The organism is Candidatus Sulfotelmatobacter sp., assembly GCA_036500765.1.
Lineage (GTDB): Bacteria > Acidobacteriota > Terriglobia > Terriglobales > Acidobacteriaceae > Sulfotelmatobacter.
Genome location: DASYBM010000004.1, coordinates 603,557 through 620,946, shown reverse-complemented (window position 1 = coordinate 620,946; position 17,390 = coordinate 603,557). Strand labels below are relative to the sequence as shown.

Genomic DNA, 17,390 nt, shown 5'->3' with positions numbered 1-17,390 from the left:
GGTTTTCATACCCGGATCATCATCGGAAGGACGTCGTTGGCAGATCGGATACCTGCGAAAAAGTAGGCAGGCCGTTCATCTATAATCCCGAAAGGCATTCTCCTCAAACGCGATGCATTTCTTTCCTTTGCCAGCAGTGTTCGTCGGCGGCGAAATCGTCGACATGATTTCCAACAGTGGCCCTGTGGCCAAGTTGGTGTTACTTGGCCTGGTAGCCTTCAGCCTGATTTCCTGGGCGATTATCCTGACTAAATGGAGCTTGCTGCGGCGGGCGCGCATGCAGAGCGGGCGCTTCGTGCGTGCGTTCCGCAAGGCACAACGATTGCAGGATATTGCCGCCGTGGCCGAACAATTCCGGCCGAGTCCTCTGATCGGCGTGTTCGAAGGCGGTTACGATGAGTACAAGCGGCAGATGGCGGCCTCGGGCACGGTGCGCAATCTGTTGTCGTTGCAGCGCGGCATGCAGATCGGCGCGTCGGAGGGAATCACGCGACTGGAGCGCAATGTGCCCTGGCTGGCCATCACGGCCGCGGTCACGCCGTTTGTCGGATTGTTCGGCACAGTCTGGGGCATTATCGATGCGTTTCACGGGTTGGGAACCGCGGGAGCGGCGACGTTGCGGGCGGTGGCGCCGGGAATTTCCGAAGCACTGATCACCACTGCCGCGGGATTGGCGGCGGCGATTCCGGCGGTGATTGCTTATAACCTGATTGGCGCTTCGATTCGCGAGATGGCTGCGCGCAGCGACGATTTTGCCCTCGAGTTTCTGAACGCCGTGGAGCACAGCCAGCACGCAACCGCCACCATGCCGGCGGATGTGAGGCGCTGATGGCGTTTACGGCTTCCAACGGACGCACGCAGTCGGCGCTGGCCGACATCAACATCACTCCGCTGGTGGATGTGGTGCTGGTGCTGCTGATCATCTTCATGGTGACGGCGCCGGTGCTGCAATCGGGCATTGATGTCAGCGTCCCGAAAACGCGGACTGTGAAAGAGATCACGGAAGAGCGGCTGGTGATCACGATCAACAAAGATCAGCGCGTCTTTCTGGGAAACGATGCCATCAATATCAATGAGATCGCGACCAAGCTTCGGCAGAAGATTCGCGATCCTCGGAACCAGTTTATTTTTGTGCGCGCCGACGAAAATGTCCCCTTCGGCGCTTTCGCTACCGTCATGGATGCGGTGAAACATGCGGGAATTACCAATGTCAGCATCGTGACACAGCCTCTCGAGCAAAATGGCAGCAGACATTAGGGCTCTCGAACCCGAGATTTATTTCGAGCATGACCGATGGGGCCGCGCCCTGGCGTGGTCGGCCGGCTTCCATATCGGAATTACGGCGGCGCTGCTCCTGTACTCGACCTGGGCGGGACGAACGTCAGGCGATACCTGGGGTGGGGGGGGAAGTGGAGAAGCGATCGGGGCGACGCTGGTAAGCACGGTGCCGCTGCCGGCCAATCCCACACAAACGCAGAATGTACTTGCGAATGAGTCGAAAGGGATCACACAATCGCAGCCCAAGGTGGAAGAAAAAGAGCCGGATGCGATCGATATTCAGGGCAAGAACGCAAAAATAAAACCAAAGAAGAAACCCCAGACGGTAACCAAAGATAAGACGCAAGCGCCGCCGCCGGAGGAAGAGAATAATCAGGTTGCGTTTGGTGAAGGCGGGCCGGTCAGCGGCCCGTATGGAACGTTTAGCGCGGCGGGTGCGAAGGGCGGATTCGGAGTGGCCGGCGGCGGCGGCGACTTTGGCACGAAATATGCTTACTACGTGCACGTGATTCAGCAGAAGGTGTCGGACAACTGGCTGCGGTACGAAGTCGATCCCCGAATCACGACGGCGCAACGGGTCTACATCACGTTCGATGTGATGCGCGATGGGCATCCAGCGAACGTGCAGGTGGAGCAATCCAGTGGCGTACCTTCGCTGGATGTTTCGGCGGCGCGGGCGTTGCAGCGCATTGATACTTTCGGTCCCTTGCCGGCGGAATATCCGGGCAGCAAGATCACGGTGGAATTTTGGTTCGATTACAAGAAGTGAACCTGGGCGGTCAACAGCATGCACTATCGAGTAGGTTTCGCAATCTGCGAAAGAGAGCACAATGCGGTTGCAGGATTGTATCCGGGGAAAAAATGACGGAGCCAGTGCGCGGGAGATGCTTCGCCTGAAGAACGGCTCCCGTAATGAGTGCAAAAAGGGAAGGAACCTTGCCAAGCAATTCATATCGTGATACGATATTGTCGTTCGTCGTATGTTTTACCCCGGTACGTTTCAACCCCACACGGATGGACGAAAGCGCTAGACCTACTTCCCGGCGAGGGCTCATTGCTGTCCGCGACGCGCTGCTCGCGGTTATGCTCGCCTGCTGCCTTCTCTCCTCTAACATGCTTGCCCAAGACTGGGTTAAGACCGGCACAAGCCTGGGCGTGGAGAAGGTTCGGCTGGCGGTGCCGGACTTTAAACCTGCGAACGCCGATCCGCAGAACGCCGCACTGGTCAAGACTTTCAACGATACGCTGTGGAACGACCTCGACGTCTCCGGCATCGTCGAACTGGTTTCGAAGAGTTTTTATCCCTTACAGGTTCCAGGACAGCCCCCCGAAGTTAATCTGCTGGCCTGGAACGTGCCGCCTCCCAATGCGGCCATGCTGGCGTTTGGAAATCTGGGAGTGGCTGGCGGAAGACTCACGGTGCAGGGCTGGCTCTATGACGTGAAGAATGCCCAGACGCCGCAAGTTCTCGGCAAGCAGTACTCGGATACGGCGAGCGACGCGGTGGCGCGACTGATGGCGCACAAGTTCGCCGATGAGATCATCTTCCGGCTGGGCGGCGGCATTCAGGGCATCGCCGAGACGCAGATTTATTTTGTCAGCGACCGAACCGGACACAAGGAAATATGGGCGATGGATTACGATGGCTCCAACCAGCACCAGATCACGCGGTTGGGCTCGATTTCGCTGTCGCCGCGAGTTTCGCCCGATGGTTCGCGCGTCGCCTTCAGCAGCCTGACCAAAACCGGCTGGGAGATCATGATGTACTCACTCGACCTGAACCGGCCGGTGAGTTTTCCTCACCTGGGCGGGACGAACCTTTCGCCGGCGTGGTCGGGGGACGGGTTGAAGCTGGCACTTTCGTCGTCGCGCAGCGGTGAACCGGAAATTTATGTGGCCGACGCGTCGGGCGGAAACTTGCGGCGTGTGACAACGGGGAAGGGGCCGGACGTTTCGCCGGTTTGGAACCGCAAGACCAATGGGCAAATTGCTTTTGTCAGCGGGCGCACCGGATTGCCGCAGATCTATTCCATGGAAGGCGACGGCACGAACTTGCAGCGCATGACCGATCAAGGATACGCTGTGTCTCCAAGTTGGGCGCCGAACGGACAATTTCTTTGTTTTGCCTGGGTGCGGAAATATGGCCCCGGCGAGCCGGGAGCATCGGATATTTATCTGATGGATATTGCCAGCAAGCAATGGGTGCAGCTCACGCACGATGGCGGGCGCAACGATTTTCCTTCGTGGTCGCCGGATGGGCGGCATATTGTGTTTCAATCGAATCGCTCCGGCACTCTCCAACTCTGGAGCATGCTTGCCGACGGCAGTAAGATTCAACAACTGACTTTTACAGGACATAACTCGCAGCCGAATTGGAGTTGGAAATAGTGAATACACTTCGTCTGACTTCGGAGGGCGACCTTCGGGGTCCCGGGAGGAAATAAAAGTGAAGCAACAAAGTATGAAATGGCTGTTTCTCATCTGTGCACTCGCAGCTCTTCTCACGCTGGGCGCTTGCAAAAAGAAGGCGACGCCGCCCCCGCCACCACCGCCCCCGCCGCCGCCGGCGCCCACGGCTTCGATTTCAGTGAATCCGAATTCCATTCAGGCGGGGCAGTCCGCTTCGCTGACGTGGCAAACCAGCAATGCGACCGATGTGTCGATCGACGGCATCGGCGCGGTGCAGCCCAACGGTTCGCAAAGCGTCTCGCCAACCGATTCCACGACGTACCACCTGGTCGCCAAGGGAGCTGGCGGTTCGCAGGAAGCGACCGCGCGGCTCACCGTGACGCAGGCACCGCCGCCGCCTCCGCCGCCGGCGCCCACGGTGACCGATGAAGACTTGTTCAGCCAGAACATCAAGGATATTTACTTCGACTACGACAAGTCCGATGTTCGCAGCGACCAGCAGAGTTCGGTGCAGGCTGACGCGGCGTTCCTCAATCAGCATCCCAACATTAATGTGACCATCGAAGGACACTGCGACGAACGGGGCTCGACCGATTACAACCTGGCTCTGGGCGACCAGCGCGCCAGTGCGGTGAAGAACGTACTCACCGCCGTGGGCATCAGCCCGAGCCGCATCAAGACCATCAGCTACGGTAAGGAAAAACCGTTCTGCACCGAAAGCAACGAAGCTTGCTGGCAGCAGAACCGCCGTGGGCATTTGGTTTACCAGAAGTAGTGAAACTGCTCGTGGGTGGGGGACGCCGGTGCGGCGTCTCCCGCCGCTTTTTCGGCACGAGTGAGTGGGCGTGTGCGCCGCGGTACCGTTGAGACTTTCGGTTCCGGGTCTCCTTTCTGCGTGGAATCGTTTCCCGCCTGTGGGACAATCGAAGCAGACCATCGAAGCAGACAATCCAGGCATCTAAACGCTTTGGTACTAAAAGCGAAGGTCAGCGAATCTCTATGAAAATAAACCGCAACTCCGCATTCCTCGCAGTGCTGATGGTGTTCGTAATCAGCGTGACTCCGGCTTGGCCCGCGAACAAAGACATGGTGCAGTTGCAGACGCAAGTGCAGCAACTCCAGGAACAGATGACGGCCATGCAGCGCAGCTTTGACGAGCGCATGGGCGTGATGAAAAATCTGGTGGAGCAGGACACCGACGCCGTCAACAAAGTGGCGACTGCCCTCAACGCGTTGCAGACAACGCTGGCCAGGCAGCAGGCCGATGGCGGATCGAAGACCGACCAACTTTCCGGCCAGATCCAGGCGCTGAACGACACCATGGACGAACTGAAAGCCCGTCTGGCAAAGGTGTCCAAGCAACTCGATGACATGCAGGCGGGGCAGCAGAGTCTGGCGGCCCAACAGGCAACCCAGGTGGCAGCGGCGGACGCGCTCAAGAACGCTCCCCCACCGGACGTTCTCTACAACAATGCCTTGCGCGATTACAACGGTGGCAAGAATGATCTCGCGTTGCAGGAGTGTTCCGACTACATCAAGTACTATCCCAATACCGATCTGGCGGGAAATTGCTATTTCTATCTAGGCGAGATTCAATTTCGCCAGGGCAACTACCAGCAGGCGGCGGAGAGCTATGACGCGGTATTGCAGAATTTTCCCAGCGGAAATAAAGCCGCGTCAGCGGAGTTGAAGAAGGGATTCGCCCTGATTGAACTGGGCAAACAGGATGATGGAGTTAGCGAGTTGAAGCGCGTGATCCAGCGCTATCCGCGGTCTCCAGAGGCGTTGCAGGCCAAGGACCGGTTACGCAAGCTTGGAGCAGCGACCTCGGGAAGGTAAGCGCGCGAATAATTGCGTAGCAACGGACGCATTCGTCCGTGCGGTTTTCATCAGATGGCGTGGCGCCGCCGACGCCGCTTGGGAGCGCGATGCCTTGCAGCCTTGTGGGCATGATGGCGAGTGACATGGTGCGGGTTTGCCTTGACTGGAATGAACCTTGGCTGCGACTGCGCCGCCCAGGCGGTTGCGCTGCACCAAACAGCCAATATCGTTAAGGAAAGACAGCGCCTCATATACCTTGTCTCCGGCGAACCTCTCCTAATTTACCACTATAGGATTCAAATCGGTCTAGTAATAGAGTGGGTTCGTCAGAGTCAATGCAAGAGGTACGAGATGCCAAACACTACACGCGATCAGGATACGGCGAAGGGTGCGACCGAAGCTGAGGATCACAAGGAGGCGGGCAACGTTGGCCTGCAAGAACAACTGGGCCATCGCGATCAGGACCCAATCTTGAAAGATGCGGACTCCGATTTTCCCGAACCTGGGCAAAATCCGGAACATAGCGGCGAGCCGGAAACGAAAACAGCGTAGACGTGCTTGTTGAGGAGTCGCAACAATGGAAAGGCCCTCGTGAGAGGGCCTTCACCTTTTTGCCAGTTCTAGCGCAACTCTTCCATCACTGCATCCAGCACTTCTTTTCCGGGGCGCGTCACCGAATCGGGCAGCGTGGCCAGCGGCTGGTCGACCACGTTCAACATATCCATGAAGTTGGGCGCCTCCGGGTTCACATAGAACACGCCGGTCAGCACCTCGCCCTTATCGTGGGCTTCGGTGAGGCGACTGATGGCGCGAATCTTGTCGGTCGGGTCGAAGTCTTCTTCCAGCTTTCGCAGATGCAGGCGCGAGCCGTCGTGCATGGTGACTTCGACCGTGGTGCCTGGATCGTACTCGACGTCAATGTCTTCAAAGTGCGGAACGAAGCTCACGTCCTGCAAAGTCTCTTCGTGCTCCTTCACATACTTGTAAGACTTGGTCGAGCCCTCATGATCGTTGAACGTGACGCAGGGCGAAACCACGTCGAGCATGACCGTGCCCTTGTGAGCGATGGCGGCTTTCAGCATGGCGCTGAGCTGGCGCTTGTCACCCGAGAACGAGCGGCCGACGAGCGTTGCTCCGAGTTGAATCGCCAGCGCGCAGGTGTCGATCGGCGGCAGGTCATTCAAGACGCCCGATTTGAGCTTCGAACCAAGATCGGCGGTAGCCGAGAACTGGCCCTTGGTCAGACCATAAACGCCGTTGTCTTCGATGATGTAAATGATCGGCAGATTGCGCCGCATCAGGTGAATGAATTGTCCTATGCCGATGGACGCGGTGTCGCCGTCGCCGCTGACGCCGATGCAAACCAGTTTGCGATTGGCCAGCAGCGCTCCGGTGGCGACCGAAGGCATGCGCCCATGCACAGCATTGAAGCTGTGCGAGCGATTCATGAAATACGCGGGCGTTTTCGAGGAGCAGCCAATGCCGCTCGGCTTGATCAGCAGTTCGGGCTGCACCCCCATCTCGTACATGGACTCAATGATGCGCTCGGAGATCGCATTGTGGCCGCAACCGGCGCACAGCGTAGTCTTGCCGCCCTTGTAATCCATGACGGTCAGGCCGATGCGATTCGTCTTCGGTCCGGGTGCGGCTCCGGGTTCAACAGTGGTGGTACCCATTTACTTGCCCTCCATGCTGGTCAGTTCGTCGGTGATGGACCGGGCGTCGAGCGGCAGTCCGTTGATGTGGGCCAGGCTGCGGAGTTTCGTGGTGAGTTCCGGCTTCAGATCCAATTTGAGCAAGGTGAGCATCTGCGCGTCGCGATTCTGCTCGACGAGATAGATAACATCGTGCTGCTCAACGAACTCATGCACCTCGCGGGTGAAAGGATAAGCGCGCAACCGCAGGTAATCGGTTTCGATGTGATATTCGTCGCGCAATTGATCGCGGCTTTCGGTGATGCCCCAATGAGAAGTGCCATAGCCGATGATTCCAATCTTTACTCGTTCACCCCCGGCGTCCTTACCTCTCGTGATCTCAGGCCGTGGAACGAACGACCGCGCGGTTTCGAACTTGCGGTTCAGGCGCTCCATGTTGTTTTCAAAGTCGTCAGCGCGTTCGCTGTATTGCGCTTTCTCGTTGTGACCGCTGCCGCGCGCGAAGTAGGCCGCCGCGGGATGAATCGTCCCGGGCAAAGTCCGGTAGCCGATGCCGTCGCCATCGATATCTTTGTAGCGGGCGAAACTGCCGAGCCGGTCGAGATCTTCCTTGCTGAGCACCTTGCCGCGATTGATCGGCGTTGTGGGATATTCGAAGGGATCGGACATCCAGTTATTCATCCCGAGATCAAGATCGGACATGACGAACACCAGCGTCTGGAATTGCTCCGCCAGATTGAAGGCTTCGGGCGCCATGCTGAAGCACTCGGTCACCGAGCAGGGGAATAGCATGATGTTCTTGGTATCGCCGTGCGAGAGAAACGCTGTCGAGAGAATATCGCCCTGCGAAGTACGCGTAGGCAGGCCGGTGGAGGGCCCGACGCGTTGAATGTCCCAGATGACGCCGGGGACTTCGACGTAGTACGCGAGTCCGGCAAACTCCGCCATCAGCGAGATGCCGGGGCCGGCAGTTGCGGTCATGCTGCGCGCGCCCGCCCAGCCTGCGCCGATGACCATGCCGATCGCGGCCAGTTCGTCTTCGGCCTGCACGATGGCGAACGTCGCTTTGCCGTCGGGGCCAATGCGGTATTCCTTCATGTAGTCAATCATCGTCTCCACAAGCGAGGACGAAGGCGTGATCGGATACCAGGTAACGACGGTGCATCCGGCGAACATACAGCCGAGCGCAGCAGCGGAGTTACCGTCGATGATAATTTTGCCGGCGGTCGCGTTCATGCGCTCGATATAGAAAACGCCGAGCTTCTTCAGGTTTGCCTTGGCATAGTCGAACCCAGCCTGTGCCGCGGCCAGATTCAGATTGGCCGCCTTCACTTTATTGGCAAACTGCTTGCGGATCGCCTTCTCAATCTCGCCCATCTCGATGGCGAGCAGGTTCGCGACCACGCCGACGTACACCATGTTCTTGACCAGTTTGCGCAGCTTGGCTTCCGGACACACGGCGGCGACGAGCTTGTCATAGGGTACGGCGTAGAAAAGAAGATCGTCGCGCAGCTTGTGAAGGGCCAGCGGTTCGTCGTAAAGAACGGACGCACCGGCAGCCAGCGACATCGTGTCTTCGACCGCGGTCTCAGGATTCATCGCCACCAGGAAATCGATTTCTTTCTTGCGGCCGATGTAGCCGTTCTTGTTGGCGCGAATCGTGTACCAGGTCGGCAGTCCGGCGATATTCGACGGGAACATGTTCTTCCCGGAAACCGGTACGCCCATCTGAAAAATGCTGCGCAACAGAACCGTGTTCGAACTCTGCGAGCCGGAGCCGTTGACCGTCGCGACCTGAATGCTCATGTCGTTGACGATGCGCTTGTGCCCCACGCCCCCTGAGGATTCATGAGGCGTGACATCGGTAGTGGCCATCCCAACACCTTCCTTCATTAGCGGGCTTTTCGCCCCGTTGCCGGTGGTTTGTGATTGCTGAGCGGGAAACACTCTATTATATCGAGAGCGCCACTGTCGCGTCGCCTGCAATCGCCCGCCGATGGCACGGACGAATCTGTTTTGGAACTAAACAAATGCTCACCGCAGCCTGAAACTCACGACCACTTCGATGTCCGACACAACCGGATCAGCACCGCACATGGCCGGCTTAAATTTCCATCCCCTCAGCGTCTGCATGGTTGCGTCGTCCATCGAGTGCGTAGCGGTGCCAACGAGTTGAATATTACTGACCGAACCATCGGCCAGCACAGTCATCGCGACAGTGCTATCACCCATCAATCCGTTCTGACTGTTGGACCTGGGGTAGGTCGGGTTAGGCGTCCTCACGGGCACCGGCGGTGTTATACCTGCGCACTTGCGACGCTCAATGGCTCCCTTCGCAGGAACGAGCAGGTTCTCCTCGAAAGTCGCCGCCGTTAACTCATTCACGTTCGCGGTGATTACTTTGCTTCCATCCACTACCAGTTCGAGTGTCCGCGGATATCTGTGCGCTCGGAAATCGAAATACCCGGAATACCGCCCGCTGCGCTGGTCATCGGGATATTCCTTCCACTCATCTGAGAGAATCTCATGCGCAGAATTCATGCAGATCTCATGCGGCGTACTTCTCGCTCTCGCTTCCTGTACTCGTAAGCACGTCATCTGAATTCCATTTTCAACACGCTCTTTCTGCTTCTTCACAACCTGCGGGGCAATAGGCTCGCTGAGTTGCAACAAGGTAAAGAGCTCTCCAACTCTTACGGGAGTAAAACTTGCGTTGCGGGTGGTGTAAAGCTTATCGCCGTTCCGGATGTCGACTTGCTCGAAGCTGCCCATGACGACTTTGCGCCACCAGCGGTCTTTTCCTGCCCATTTGAGAGTCAGATGCCCTTGAGCGGGAATTTGCATTTGTGCATGGAAATCGACATCAAGCTGAAATTGAGTGTCGTCCTCGAAGAGGTTGGATTGGTGTCTGGCCGCGAGGAATAACTCCCGTGGATCCGTACTGGCTGAAAGCATCTGGATGCCGCAAAGGAAGAGGATAACCGTCAGACTCAGCTTTTTCATGGGAGCTGCACATCGCCGCCACTCGAGGTCTCAACCTTCTGTTTCGTAAAACTGGGCCATCTTACGAAACTTATTATATCGTGACACGAGCAATTCGACGGGCGGGACCTTCTTCAGTTCGGTGTAGTGTTTTTGCAGGCTGGCATCGAGCAAATTCGCGGCGGCTTCGTGATCGCGGTGGGCACCGCCTTCGGGCTCGGGAATAATGCCGTCGATGACACCGAGTTCGCTGAGGTCTGTCGCAGTGATGCGCATGGCTTCGGCGGCGAGTTCTTTCTTGGTGGCGTCGCGCCACATGATGGCCGCGCAGCCTTCGGGAGAGATGACGGAGTAAATCGAATTCTCCATCATCAGCACGCGGTCGGCGACGGCGATCGCCAGAGCACCGCCGCTACCTCCGACTCCAATGATGGTGGCGATGATCGGAACTTGCAGCCGCGCCATCTCACGAAGGTTGTAGGCAATGGCTTCGGCCTGCCCGCGCTCTTCCGCATGAATGCCGGGATAGGCGCCGTCAGTATCCACAAGAGTAAAAATCGGACGCTTGAATTTTTCCGCCAGTTGCATCACGCGGATCGCCTTGCGATATCCCTCAGGATGCGGCGTGCCGAAGTTGCGATGCACACGCTGCTTCATGTCGCGGCCCTTTTGAGTGGCGACGACGAGCACTTCGTCGCCGTGGAAGCGCGCCATGCCGGTAATGATGGCAGCGTCGTCGCCAAAGCTGCGGTCGCCGTGAACTTCGCTGAAATCAGTGAAGATGCGCTCGATATAGTCGAGCGACTGCGGACGCTGCGGATGGCGCGCCAGTTCGGTGCGCTGCCAAGCGGTAGGGGGCGCGTTCATCTCGCGGCGCAGAGTATCAATGCGCTCTTGTAATTTTGCAATCTGCCGCCGTGTGGCGTCATCGGCGCCGGGCGATTCCAGTTCAGCGACCTGGCGCTCGATCTGCTCCAACTCCTGCTGCGCTTTTTCGGTGGCGGCCATTTAAGAGTAGCTGATTTGTCGGTGCCGATGCAGTTGGGCTATCTTACACAGCCGTGTCATCCCATCGCGATCTCATCCCGAGCGTAGCCGTTTTTCAGGCGAAGCCAAGGATCTCCCGCTTAACCGGCGTGACGCGTCAGCCAAACTACACCGCTGCCGACTTGTCTAAGCGATGACGCGTACGCTGCCCCGCCCGCACAACTGTTCGACCCGGGCGATGAAATTGCGGTCCGGCATGACATTATAGCCTTCCGCTTCCATCACCACCATGAAATCGCCCTGGCGTTCCACGTCAAATAACACCTTGGCCTCGCCTTTGCGCTCGCGGAAAAGCGCGTGCAGATCGTCGACGGTAGTCTCGCCTGAGTTCTCCAGCGGCACGCGGATGCGGATAGCACGTGGCAGCGGCACCTTGGCTTCTTCCAGCGGCTGAATCTCCGCGGCGAGAACTTTAGGGTTCACGCCTTCTTCAATGCGCACCCCGGCCTTGATCAGCACGGGAACTTCGAGTTTCACCTTGTCTCCGATACGTTTAAAAGCGTCGGGGAAGACGATCATATCCAGCGATCCCGACATATCTTCGAGCGTGGCCTGCGCGTAGTAATCGCCGCGCTTCGACTTGAGCACGCGCACGTTGGCAATGATGCCGGCCGTCACGATAGTCTCGTCTTTGCCGGTAGATCTCGTCATGGCCGCAATCATGTCGAGGCCAATTGCATTCAGGTCGGTGAGTTTGTCTTTGTATTTTTGCAGCGGATGGCCGCTGATGAAGAAGCCGAGAATTTCTTTTTCGGCGGTCAGGCGCGTGTGTTCGTCCCAGTCGGGAGTGCTGGGTAACTTGTCGTTATGCGAATCGGCATCTTCCTGCTGAAAGATGCCGAACAGGCCGTGCTGGCCGGATTCGACATCGCGCTGAGCCTTCTGCGCCCGTTCCATAGCCTTGTCGAGGATGGCCATGAGCTGAGCGCGGCGTCCGAGTGAATCCATCGCGCCGCTCTTGATCAGAGATTCCAGCACGCGCTTGTTGAGCAGGCGAAGATCGACGTTCTCGCAAAATTCGAAAATCGATTTAAATCTGCCCAGCTTCTTGCGCGCGGCAACGATCGATTCGATGGCGTTGCCGCCGACATTTTTCACCGCGGCCAGGCCAAAGCGAATCGACTCGCCGTGCGGCGTAAAATTTGCGTCTGAGACGTTGATGTCCGGCGCTTCAACGGCAATGCCCATCTCGCGGCATTCGTTAATGTACTTCACCACGTCATCGGTCGAGCCAGTGACCGAAGTCAGCAGCGCGGCCATGAACTCCACCGGATAGTGCGTCTTCAAATAAGCCGTGTGATAGGCGAGCAAGGCATAGGCCGCGGAGTGCGACTTGTTGAAGCCGTATCCGGCGAACTGCGCCATGAGATCGAAAATCTTTTCGATCTTCTTCGGCGGATATTTTCTCTGGGCCGCGCCCTGCACAAAGCGCTCGCGCTGCTGCGCCATCTCTTCCGCTTTTTTCTTGCCCATGGCGCGCCGCAGCAGGTCGGCTTCACCGAGAGAGTAGCCGGCCAGTCGGTTCGCGATCTGCATCACCTGCTCCTGATACACGATCACGCCCAGCGTCTCTTGAAGAATTTCCTGCAACTCCGGCAGTTCGTATTCAACTTTCTTGCGGCCGTGTTTGCGTTCGATGAAGTCGTCGATCATCCCACCCTGAATCGGGCCCGGACGATAGAGGGCGTTCAGAGCGGTGAGGTCTTCTATCGAATTCGGCTGGTACTTGCGCAGCACGTCGCGCATGCCGTTCGATTCGAACTGGAAGACGCCAGACGTTAGGCCGGTGTGGAAGACCTTCTCGTAGGTCTTCTCGTCCTCCAATGGGACGTCCTCCAGCGTTGCGGGAACCGGGTGCGGCCATCCTTCTTCCGTGCTCAATAGTGGCGCGGCGGCCTCAGGGCCTCGGGTTTGCGCGATCAGCTTCAACGCATCGGTAAGAATCGTGAGCGTGGTCAGCCCGAGAAAGTCCATCTTCAACAGGCCGAGTTTGTCGATCGCGACCATGTCGAAGGCGGTGACGATTTCGTCGTTCTTAGTGCGATGCAGCGGGACCAGGTCTGTAAGCGGGCGCGGCGAGATCACGACTCCGGCGGCATGCACGCCGGAGTTGCGCACCATGCCTTCGAGTTTCTTCGCGGTATCGAAAAGCTCGCGAATCTGGCCGTCTTTCTCGATGGCCTCGCGCAATTGCGCTGACTCTTTGATCGCATCTTCCAGCGTGATGTTGAGCTGCGTCGGCACCATTTTGGCAATGCGGTCGACGTCGGCGTAGGGAATATCCATGGCGCGGCCAACGTCTTTAATGGCGGCCTTGGCGGCCATGGTGCCGAAGGTGATGATCTGGGCAACGTTGTCGCGGCCATATTTCTGCGTAACGTATTGAATCACTTCGCCGCGCCGGTTCATGCAGAAATCGATATCGATATCTGGCATGGAAACGCGCTCGGGATTCAGAAAGCGTTCGAACAGCAGTTCGTGCTGGAGCGGGTCGATGTTGGTGATCGCCAGCGCGTAGGAGACCAGCGATCCCGCAGCCGATCCCCGCCCGGGGCCCACGGGAATATCGTGCTCGCGAGCGTAGCGGATGAAGTCCCAGACGATCAGGAAATATCCAGGGAACTGCATCTGCTGGATGATCGCGAGTTCGCGCTCCAGGCGCTGCTCGTAGTCGGCGATGGAATGCTTCAGCCTGCCTTGCTCGTGCAACGGCCGCAGCGCCTCGAGACGGCGTGCAAAGCCCTGGCGCGTGACGTGCACGAAATAACTGTCAATGCTGTAGCCGGCCGGGACTTCGAATTGCGGAAACGGATTCGCGATTTTGTCCAGGTGAATGCTGCAACGCTCGGCAATGTCGAGGGTCCGCGTGACCACCTGCGGCGAATCTTTGAAGACGCGAGCCATCTCGTCGTGACTCTTGACGAAGAACTGGTTGCCGTCGAACTTCATCCGCGCAGTGTCGTGAATCGATTTGCCGGTCTGGATGCAGAGCATCACGTCCTGGGCGTGCGCGTCGTCTTCGCACAGGTAGTGGCTGTCGTTGGTCGCCACGAGCGCCAGGCCAAGCTCTTTTTCGAGCTGAAACAGGCCGGGATGGATTTTGTGCTCTTGCTCCAGGCCCTGATCCTGAATTTCGAGATAGAAATTGTCTTTTCCGAAAATATCGGTGAAAGTGCCGGCAGCGGCACGCGCGGCGGCGTAGTTCGATTCCATCAGGCGCTCGGCGACTTCGCCTTTCAGGCATCCGGAAAGGCCAATCAGTCCCTTTGAGTGTTCGGCGAGAAATCTTTTGCTGACGCGCGGCTTGTAATAAAAGCCATGTAGCGAAGCCTCCGACGTGATCTTGACCAGATTGCGGTAGCCCTCTTCGTTCTCGGCCAGCACCAGCAAGTGATTGTAGGTGTCGCCGTCGGGCGGCGTGCGCTCAATATTGTGGTCGTCCTTTTTGCAGATGTAAAGTTCGCAGCCGACAATGGGCTTCACGCCCGCATGCTTGGCCGCATTCACGAAGTGAACAGCGCCAAAAATGTTGCCGTGATCGGTCATGGCTACAGCGGGCATCCCCAGCTCGTTCACGCGCTGGCAAAGCTTTTCGACATCGCAAGCGCCGTCGAGCAGGGAGTAGTCCGTATGCAGGTGCAGGTGGACGAATTGGGACATGGTCTGAGGCTAGTCTAACGCAAGGGGACCAGGGAGAAGGGTGTGGACAGCTGTGCGCAGCGGAGGATAACTGAGGAGTCCGACCCGGCTTTGATGCCTGTCCGTCACCACCCAAAGGGCTGCCCCAGCTTTGGTGTTTTTGCAAAGCTGGGAACCACAGACGTTTCGGCCTTGGGTAGTGTTGTTTGAAAATGAGGTGATCCGGCGGAGGCTGACGGAACAACGGTGGCGCAGTCATCCGTAGCGCCCATTCGGCGAACACCGCGACGAATGGGGCAGCCTTTGTCGCAGTGGTTTCCGACCCCGTGTAAGTGGGTGAGCCCCGCACTCGACAGAACTTTACTATGGCGCAAGCACAGCTTTTACCTGGGTTTCATTATCGGTGGCTCCGTTGCCTTTCCTGCCGTAGATCACAATCATGCAATATCCGGCGTTTACGGGAACGGGGGCCGAAAAAATCTTCTCGACTGGTTGTTGAAGGGTGGCCCTGCCCGTTCCTCCGGGAGGAATCGGGTATTCGAGGGGAATGCCTTCGAGGTGCAGGGCGTTGGCTGGAAGCCAACTGCGCAACGTCGAGATCGGCGCTGGATTCGGAAACCGTTGGCTGTCAAGATTTTCCCCAAACTCGCCGCAACCGCCGGGCAGCAAGTAAAAATCGTTGTGAGCGCCCCACGCCTCGCCGGTGGGAAGCGGCCCGAAGTTGTCGGTTCCATCGAACGTACTGTCGCTGATGTCTCCATACAACTCCACCAGATGCCCGGACGGCATGGTGACGGGAACCGCGAATCCCTCATCGTCGTTGACTGTGGCATTCTGGCAACCCCAATTTTGCCCGAAACAATATTCGCCAGACAGATCGATCACCGTGTTGGCTTGTGGGTTCGCGGCTTCGTAAGTCAGGCTAAGATCGGCCGACATCGTGACCGAGCCTGCAACCAGCGGCCCTCCGCCGAAAACCAAGCCGATGCATCCCGTCATGGGCAGGGCACGCGTAAAGTGCAGGTTGACCCGAAGATCGGAAACCGACGCGGAAGGATTCTTCAGAATGTCGCTCCACAGATAATTCGCGCCCGCCAGACTCTGGTCATTCGCCGGACACTGGCCCTTCCAGTAAACCAGCAGCCACAGGACTTCGCTGAAGTTCGCGCTGTCGTTCTTCAGGGAAATTTTTCCCGTAAGGGCTTGCGCCGCGGCGGGCGATTTCGCGCCGTCCAGCAGGTGATACATGTACAGAAATTGCGGAAAGCCAGTTTGCGAGGTGGTCACGGAATGCTGAATATTCAGGACGGACGGTGTGCCTGCGTTGTCCTGACCCCATAAATCGCAGGTTCCCAGGGCCAGGTTCAGGTTAAGGAGCGTTGCTGCAAGAATAGTCAGTCTGAAATAGTTTCTCATCGGATTCCTTCGCGCGGAGAGATAATAAGAACCGGTGCGACGAAAGTCTTCGCTCCACGCGAGTTCTTCGACAGTCCCAAACCCGCTGCTTCGCGAAAGTTGCGCGACGGCAGCAGATTTTCAGATTAGTGAAACAAAACATCCTGCGCCTTGAAAAAAATCGCGCGGCTTGAAAAACCGGTAGCGCAGGCGCCCGTCGTGGTTCCCATTCGTCGAACATCTTCATTGAACATCGCGACGAATGGGGCAGCCTTTTTCGTTGTGGTTCCATCACAGCTAATGTTCCTGTCTATACGACCAGAAGAAATTACACTTATCGATTAGGTCCAATTGGTCCGCTCCCAGGAGGGCTGCAATGACGCGAAACGGTTTCCAAACGGCCGCATTAACAACGTTCTTTTGCATCCTTGCCGCGGCCTTGCCGCTGCATGCCCAGGATGCCAAGCCGCAGTACCCCACCAGCATGGCCCCGCTTGATCAATATCTGATGGAGCGCAATGCCGAGATCGCGCTGGCCCGCAGCGCCGCCCCGGAATCCATTGCGAAGAATGCAGAGGTTCTCGTCCTCGGAACGAAAGGCTACGAAACCGCCGTCAAGGGCAGCAATGGTTTCGTATGCCTTGTACACCGATCGTGGACTGATAAGGCCGACGAGCCCGAGTTTTGGAATCCCAAGCGGCGCGGTCCGATGTGCCTGAACGCAGCCGCCGCCAGATCGTATCTTCCCAACACAATCATGAGGACGAACCTGGCATTGGCGGGGAATTCAAAGGCTCAGATTTTCGAAGCGATCAAAGCTGCCTACGATAAGAAAGAGTTGCCCGCGATCGAATCCGGCGCCATGTGCTACATGCTGTCCAGACAAAGTCATTTGAGTGACCGGGACGGCCACTGGCATCCGCATCTGATGTTTTTCCTTCCTCCCCACAAGGCGGAGATATGGGGTGCAAATCTGGCAGGCTCTCCGATTCTCGCCGACGATGACGTCGCCGACCGCATGACCGTGTTTCTGATTCCCGTCGCCGCCTGGTCGGATGGAATGTCCGACTCCGGTGCGGGGAACTGATCGGTCGACGGGAGACCGCCCAGAAGCTTTAACTGCTGTCGGAGTCACCAGGAAGAACGCCCCCTCCGGATTTCACG

The 17,390-nt window shown here is 57.7% G+C and carries 14 protein-coding genes; 8 read left to right on the top strand and 6 right to left on the bottom strand.

The annotated features are described in order from the left end of the window. Positions 1 to 112 precede the first annotated feature (112 nt). From VGM18_05560 to VGM18_05530, 7 genes are all read left to right on the top strand, one after another. On the top strand, positions 113 to 829 hold the full coding sequence (locus VGM18_05560) for a MotA/TolQ/ExbB proton channel family protein (GenBank protein HEY3972449.1): 717 nt from the start codon (positions 113 to 115) through the stop codon (positions 827 to 829). After that, positions 829 to 1,257 (top strand): biopolymer transporter ExbD, encoded by a 429-nt coding sequence (locus tag VGM18_05555; GenBank protein ID HEY3972448.1) that lies wholly within the window; start codon positions 829 to 831, stop codon positions 1,255 to 1,257. Before VGM18_05560 ends, VGM18_05555 begins: the two co-directional genes overlap by 1 nt. Beyond that, complete coding sequence (locus VGM18_05550) at positions 1,241 to 2,047, top strand: TonB family protein (protein HEY3972447.1); 807 nt, start codon at positions 1,241 to 1,243, stop codon at positions 2,045 to 2,047. Before VGM18_05555 ends, VGM18_05550 begins: the two co-directional genes overlap by 17 nt. Positions 2,048 to 2,391: 344 nt before the next feature. Then, on the top strand, positions 2,392 to 3,666 hold the full coding sequence (tolB, locus tag VGM18_05545; protein ID HEY3972446.1) for a Tol-Pal system beta propeller repeat protein TolB: 1,275 nt from the start codon (positions 2,392 to 2,394) through the stop codon (positions 3,664 to 3,666). Positions 3,667 to 3,724: 58 nt separating this feature from the next. Continuing rightward, positions 3,725 to 4,462, top strand: coding sequence for a peptidoglycan-associated lipoprotein Pal (pal, locus tag VGM18_05540; GenBank protein ID HEY3972445.1), 738 nt, complete (start codon positions 3,725 to 3,727; stop codon positions 4,460 to 4,462). A 224-nt stretch (positions 4,463 to 4,686) separates the two neighbouring features. Further along, positions 4,687 to 5,526, top strand: coding sequence for a tetratricopeptide repeat protein (locus tag VGM18_05535; protein ID HEY3972444.1), 840 nt, complete (start codon positions 4,687 to 4,689; stop codon positions 5,524 to 5,526). A 333-nt stretch (positions 5,527 to 5,859) separates the two neighbouring features. After that, the gene (locus tag VGM18_05530; protein HEY3972443.1) at positions 5,860 to 6,060 is read left to right on the top strand and encodes a hypothetical protein; all 201 of its coding nucleotides are present in this window, start codon (positions 5,860 to 5,862) and stop codon (positions 6,058 to 6,060) included. Between the two features lie 68 nt (positions 6,061 to 6,128). Here VGM18_05530 and VGM18_05525 read toward each other — a convergent pair whose 3' ends face one another. From VGM18_05525 to VGM18_05500, 6 genes are all read right to left on the bottom strand, one after another. Next, complete coding sequence (locus tag VGM18_05525; GenBank protein ID HEY3972442.1) at positions 6,129 to 7,184, bottom strand: 2-oxoacid:ferredoxin oxidoreductase subunit beta; 1,056 nt, start codon at positions 7,182 to 7,184, stop codon at positions 6,129 to 6,131. Beyond that, on the bottom strand, positions 7,185 to 9,038 hold the full coding sequence (locus tag VGM18_05520; protein HEY3972441.1) for a 2-oxoacid:acceptor oxidoreductase subunit alpha: 1,854 nt from the start codon (positions 9,036 to 9,038) through the stop codon (positions 7,185 to 7,187). 159 nt (positions 9,039 to 9,197) lie between these two features. Continuing rightward, the gene (locus tag VGM18_05515; protein ID HEY3972440.1) at positions 9,198 to 10,166 is read right to left on the bottom strand and encodes an energy transducer TonB; all 969 of its coding nucleotides are present in this window, start codon (positions 10,164 to 10,166) and stop codon (positions 9,198 to 9,200) included. Between the two features lie 30 nt (positions 10,167 to 10,196). After that, positions 10,197 to 11,153: an acetyl-CoA carboxylase carboxyltransferase subunit alpha gene (locus tag VGM18_05510; protein HEY3972439.1), complete on the bottom strand. Its 957-nt coding sequence runs from the start codon at positions 11,151 to 11,153 to the stop codon at positions 10,197 to 10,199. A gap of 165 nt (positions 11,154 to 11,318) precedes the next feature. Next, on the bottom strand, positions 11,319 to 14,852 hold the full coding sequence (dnaE, locus tag VGM18_05505; GenBank protein ID HEY3972438.1) for a DNA polymerase III subunit alpha: 3,534 nt from the start codon (positions 14,850 to 14,852) through the stop codon (positions 11,319 to 11,321). Between the two features lie 342 nt (positions 14,853 to 15,194). Beyond that, positions 15,195 to 16,247 carry a hypothetical protein gene (locus VGM18_05500; protein HEY3972437.1) on the bottom strand — a complete coding sequence of 351 codons (1,053 nt, stop codon included), beginning with the start codon at positions 16,245 to 16,247 and terminating at the stop codon, positions 15,195 to 15,197. Between the two features lie 355 nt (positions 16,248 to 16,602). Between VGM18_05500 and VGM18_05495 the strand changes: the two genes are divergently transcribed. Continuing rightward, on the top strand, positions 16,603 to 17,313 hold the full coding sequence (locus VGM18_05495; GenBank protein ID HEY3972436.1) for a hypothetical protein: 711 nt from the start codon (positions 16,603 to 16,605) through the stop codon (positions 17,311 to 17,313). Positions 17,314 to 17,390: the final 77 nt, after the last annotated feature.

What these genes read in the sequence shown, in the direction of transcription:
- VGM18_05560 (HEY3972449.1), top strand. Translation starts at nt 113, where the DNA reads ATGCATTTCTTTCCTTTGCCAGCAGTGTTCGTCGGCGGCGAAATCGTC.
- VGM18_05555 (HEY3972448.1), top strand. Translation starts at nt 829, where the DNA reads ATGGCGTTTACGGCTTCCAACGGACGCACGCAGTCGGCGCTGGCCGAC.
- VGM18_05550 (HEY3972447.1), top strand. Translation starts at nt 1,241, where the DNA reads ATGGCAGCAGACATTAGGGCTCTCGAACCCGAGATTTATTTCGAGCAT.
- tolB (HEY3972446.1), top strand. Translation starts at nt 2,392, where the DNA reads ATGCTTGCCCAAGACTGGGTTAAGACCGGCACAAGCCTGGGCGTGGAG.
- VGM18_05535 (HEY3972444.1), top strand. Translation starts at nt 4,687, where the DNA reads ATGAAAATAAACCGCAACTCCGCATTCCTCGCAGTGCTGATGGTGTTC.
- VGM18_05530 (HEY3972443.1), top strand. Translation starts at nt 5,860, where the DNA reads ATGCCAAACACTACACGCGATCAGGATACGGCGAAGGGTGCGACCGAA.
- VGM18_05525 (HEY3972442.1), bottom strand. Translation starts at nt 7,184, where the DNA reads ATGGGTACCACCACTGTTGAACCCGGAGCCGCACCCGGACCGAAGACG.
- VGM18_05520 (HEY3972441.1), bottom strand. Translation starts at nt 9,038, where the DNA reads ATGGCCACTACCGATGTCACGCCTCATGAATCCTCAGGGGGCGTGGGG.
- VGM18_05515 (HEY3972440.1), bottom strand. Translation starts at nt 10,166, where the DNA reads ATGAAAAAGCTGAGTCTGACGGTTATCCTCTTCCTTTGCGGCATCCAG.
- VGM18_05510 (HEY3972439.1), bottom strand. Translation starts at nt 11,153, where the DNA reads ATGGCCGCCACCGAAAAAGCGCAGCAGGAGTTGGAGCAGATCGAGCGC.
- dnaE (HEY3972438.1), bottom strand. Translation starts at nt 14,852, where the DNA reads ATGTCCCAATTCGTCCACCTGCACCTGCATACGGACTACTCCCTGCTC.
- VGM18_05500 (HEY3972437.1), bottom strand. Translation starts at nt 16,247, where the DNA reads ATGAGAAACTATTTCAGACTGACTATTCTTGCAGCAACGCTCCTTAAC.
- VGM18_05495 (HEY3972436.1), top strand. Translation starts at nt 16,603, where the DNA reads ATGACGCGAAACGGTTTCCAAACGGCCGCATTAACAACGTTCTTTTGC.